Annotated in this window: 5 protein-coding genes; 1 reads left to right on the top strand and 4 read right to left on the bottom strand. The window is 68.0% G+C overall.

The window, feature by feature from the left end:
- Nucleotides 1–1,289, bottom strand: a 1,289-nt coding sequence (fumC, locus tag VHK87_RS06825) for a class II fumarate hydratase (protein WP_329634149.1), incomplete at its 3' end; no start/stop codon positions are given.
- 104 nt (nt 1,290–1,393) lie between these two features.
- Here fumC and VHK87_RS06820 point away from each other — a divergent pair.
- A complete protein-coding gene (locus VHK87_RS06820; RefSeq protein WP_329634148.1) occupies nt 1,394–1,765 on the top strand; it encodes a RusA family crossover junction endodeoxyribonuclease in 372 nt (123 codons plus the stop codon).
- A gap of 4 nt (nt 1,766–1,769) precedes the next feature.
- On the opposite strand, the gene VHK87_RS06815 is transcribed toward VHK87_RS06820, so the two are convergent.
- The 3 genes from VHK87_RS06815 to VHK87_RS06805 form a co-directional block, all read right to left on the bottom strand.
- Complete coding sequence (locus VHK87_RS06815) at nt 1,770–2,294, bottom strand: glycine cleavage system protein R (RefSeq protein ID WP_329634147.1); 525 nt, start codon at nt 2,292–2,294, stop codon at nt 1,770–1,772.
- A gap of 138 nt (nt 2,295–2,432) precedes the next feature.
- Nucleotides 2,433–2,720, bottom strand: a complete 288-nt coding sequence (locus VHK87_RS06810; protein WP_329634146.1) for a DUF1153 domain-containing protein — start codon at nt 2,718–2,720, stop codon at nt 2,433–2,435.
- A gap of 168 nt (nt 2,721–2,888) precedes the next feature.
- Nucleotides 2,889–3,554: flagellar hook-basal body complex protein (locus VHK87_RS06805; RefSeq protein WP_329634145.1), on the bottom strand; the 666-nt coding region annotated here is incomplete at its 5' end.

Raw genomic sequence — 3,554 nt, 5'->3', positions numbered from 1 at the left:
TTGTGGGCGGTCTTGGCGATCTTGGCGGCGTTGTCGTAGCCGATCTTCGGTGCGAGCGCCGTGACCAGCATCAGCGAGCGCTCGAGGTTGGCCTTGATGTTGTCCTCGCGCGGCTCGATGCCGACGACCATGTTGTCGGTGAAGGAGATGGCCGCATCGGAGAGCAGCCGGCAGGATTGCAGGAAGTTGTAGGCCATCACCGGGTTGAAGACGTTCAGCTCGAAGTGGCCCTGGCTGCCGGCGAAGCTGATCGCCGTCTGGTTGCCCATCACGTGGGCGCAGACCATGGTCAGGGCCTCGGCCTGGGTCGGGTTGACCTTGCCCGGCATGATCGACGAGCCGGGCTCGTTCTCCGGCAGGGCCAGCTCGCCAAGGCCCGCGCGCGGGCCCGAGCCCAGGAAGCGGATGTCGTTGGCGATCTTGAAAAGGGCCGCGGCGGCCGAGTTCAGCGCCCCGTGGCTGAACACCATGGCGTCGTGGGCCGCCAGCGCCTCGAACTTGTTCGGTGCGGTGACGAACGGCAGATGGGTGATGGAGGCGATCCGCTCGGCCACCTTCTCGGCGAAGCCAACGGGGGCGTTGAGGCCCGTGCCTACGGCGGTGCCGCCCTGGGCCAGCTCATAGAGGCCGTAGAGGCTCTCCTTGATGCGCCGCACGCTCATGGCGACCTGGTGCGCGTACCCGCCGAACTCCTGGCCCAACGTCAGCGGCGTGGCGTCCTGGGTGTGGGTGCGGCCGATCTTGATGATGTGGGCGAAGGCCTTGGTCTTGGCGTTCAGCGCCGAGTGCAGATGCTCCAGCGCCGGCATCACGTGGCGGGCCACCTCCTCGGCGCAGGCGATGTGCATGGCCGTCGGATAGGTGTCGTTCGACGACTGGCTCATGTTGACGTGGTCGTTGGGGTGGACCGGGCTCTTGGAGCCCATGGTCCCGCCCAGCATCTCGATCGCCCGGTTCGAGATCACCTCGTTGGCGTTCATGTTCGACTGGGTGCCAGAGCCGGTCTGCCACACCACCAGCGGGAAGTGGTCGTCGAGTTTGCCGTCGATCACCTCCTGGGCGGCGGCGACAATGGCGGCGCCGACCGCGGGGTCCAGCTTCCCCAACGCCATGTTGGCCTCGGCGGCGGCCCGCTTGACCACGCCCAGGGCCTTGATGATCGGCTGCGGCTGCTTCTCCCAGCCGATCTTGAAGTTGCTCAGCGAGCGCTGGGTCTGGGCGCCCCAGTAGCGGTCGGCGGGCACCTCGATCGGCCCGAAGGTGTCGGTCTCGGTGCGGGTCGCGGTCATCCAGGGCCTCCGGCGATCAAACTGCGCCAGCGGTTTAGCGAGGTGAGGAGGAGTTGCAAGCGGCGGGAGTGGCGGTGGGCGCGCGAGGCCGCTAGTTAGGGCCGGTGACCGACGCCTGGACCCAGCACGGCAAGGTGCGCGCGCGTGAGGCGGAAGGCGCGATCGAGGTGGTGGTCGATGGGCTGACCACCCAGGCCCGCTACTACAAGCCGCTGATCTACGAGTTCTTCCGCAAGGTCTGGCGCGGCGCGCGGCCCGGTTGGGGCGAATTTTCCGTCGAGATCATCATGGAATATGTGGGCGAACCCCCCTGGCTCGACCTCGACAATCTGGCCAAGGCCATCCTGGACGCCATCAAGGGCTATGTCTTCCACGACGACGCCCAGGTCGCGCGCCTGCTGGTGGAGCGCCGCCCGGGCGAGCGCGAGCGGATCCTGATCAGCGTGCGGCGGATCGGCGGCCTGCCCGGCGCCTGACCGTTCAGGCCGCCTCGGCCGGGCTGAGCGAGATGTCGACCATGATCTCGCCCGAGATCTCCTCCAGCGCCGCCTGCACCGCGTCGGCCTTCACCGCCGGCGGCAGGCGCAGGCGGGCGTCCATGTGGAACAGCGGGGCGCCGGAGTGGGGCTCGACGCTGATGCGGGTCTCGAAGGCTTCAATGTTCGCGCCGACCGCGCTCAGGGCGCCGGTCACCTGGTGCACGATGCCGGGGCGGTCCTGGCCGACGAGGCTGAGGTCGACCGCCTCGCCCGCCGCCCCTGCGCCTTCAACGGCGGGGGCGATCCGCACCTCGAGCCCCTGGGCGTCCACGTCGCGGACAGCGGCGCGCAGGGCCTCGACGCGGCCAGCGTCCAGCTCGACCAGCACCGACCCGACGTAGAGGCCGCCCAGCCGGCTGAGGTGACTCTCCAGCCAGTTGCCGCCGGCCGCGAGGACGGCGCCCGCGAGCGCCTGCGTCAGCCCGGGCCGATCGCTTCCGATGACGCTGAGGATCAGGGTGGCCATGGGCGACTGGAGCCATGCGCGCCGGCCGCAGTCAATCCACCCCACCTGCCGCCGGACGTCTCAACGAGACCCAAACGAAAACGGCCCCGTCGGGACGGGGCCGTTCTGGTCCAGGTTTCCCTGGGAGACGAGGAAGACCTAGCGGTACTGCTGGATCCGAGTGGTCCGCAGGCCCGCCAGGCCGTGCTTGTCGATGGACCGCTGCCAGGCGAGGAACTCCTCGCTCGTCAGGCGGTAGCGCTCGAGCGCCGCCTCGAGGGTCAGGAGACCGCCGCGAACGGCCGCCACCACCTCGGCCTTGCGCCGGATCACCCACCGGCCGGTGTCCGGCGGCGGCAGGTCGTTGATCGTCAGCGGCGCGCCGGTCGGCCCGATCACATAGGCCTCGCCGCGGCTGTTCGTGCGCGTTTGCTGCTGTTGCAACATGGTTTTACGCGTCTCCCACCATCACTTCTCAGGAGGGACCATACGCCCGCGGCCATAACAGTCGGTGAATCCCGTAGGTAAAGAATTGACTAATCATTCCTGTTCCGATGTAAGAAAATGGTACAGGTCGGGATGTCACCGGCTGCTAGCTCTCGTTAACTTCTACTACTAACGCTTAATGTTGAGGAGTTCTTCCAACATCTGATCGGCGGTCGTGATGATCTTCGAAGAGGCTGAATAGGCCCTCTGGGTAGTGATCAGGCCGGTGAACTCGGCAGAGAGGTCCACCGTCGAGGCCTCCAGCGCCTGTGGCGCGATGTTGCCGGCGCCGGCCACGCCGGCCTCCTTGATCGTGAAGTCGCCGCTCATCAGCGTCGGCACATAAGCTCCGCCCGAGACGCCCAGAAGGCCGTCCGGGTTCGGGAAGGTGGCCAGGCCGATCTGGGCGATCTTGCGGACCTCGGTGTTGTCGAACGTCGCCGAGATGATGCCCTTCTCGTCCACCGACACGCCGACGATGTTGCCGGGGCTGGCGCCGTTCGGGTTCACATAGTCCACCGCGGAAGGGGCGGAGTACTGGGTGAGCGCGTCGACGTCGAAGGTGATGCTGTTGTCCTCGACGCCCAGCGCCGTGGCCCAGGCGGGCGCGGCGCCGCCGGACGCGTTGATCACCAGCGGGGAAGCGAAGAGCGGGCTGGCGGCCATGTTGATGGTGCCGTCGGGGTTGAACACGACGTTGCCGGTCCGGAGCGGGCCGCCGCCCTGGATGTCGCTGGTGGGGACCGCGTAGATTTCACCGCGCCAGGTGTTCGCCGCCGCGTCGCGCACGAGGCC

Origin of the sequence: Phenylobacterium sp., from assembly GCF_036263695.1 — a bacterium.
Classification (GTDB): domain Bacteria; phylum Pseudomonadota; class Alphaproteobacteria; order Caulobacterales; family Caulobacteraceae; genus Phenylobacterium.
Note: the sequence above shows the minus strand (reverse complement) of the source record. Positions and strands in the feature narration are given on the sequence as shown.